Genomic DNA, 309 nt, shown 5'->3' with positions numbered 1-309 from the left:
AACGATGTTCTGGGCAGATTTCGGCCCCATACGATCAAGACCGGTCAGCTTACCTGCCGTCAGGGTAAAGAGGTCCGCTGGCGTATGGACGTACTCTTTCTCAACTAACTGGTCGATAATCTTGTCACCCATTCCGTCGACGTCCATCGCCCGGCGGGAGACAAAGTGCTTCAGGGACTCTTTACGCTGCGCGCCGCAGATTAACCCGCCCGTACAGCGCGTTACCGCTTCCCCCTCCACGCGCTCAACGTCCGAACCACATACCGGACAGTGGGCTGGAAACTCGATGGCACGGGTATCGGCAGGACG

The 309-nt window shown here is 58.6% G+C and carries 1 pseudogene; it reads right to left on the bottom strand.

Annotated features, from left to right (window positions below):
• Positions 1-309, bottom strand: a pseudogene (locus RTW80_RS28445) (helix-hairpin-helix domain-containing protein); the annotation flags it as partial.

It is taken from the genome of Escherichia sp. AM3 (genome assembly GCF_032029835.1).
GTDB lineage: Bacteria > Pseudomonadota > Gammaproteobacteria > Enterobacterales > Enterobacteriaceae > Escherichia > Escherichia coli.
The sequence above is the reverse complement of the archived record's forward strand: the minus strand, read 5'-3'. Positions and strand labels throughout refer to the sequence as shown.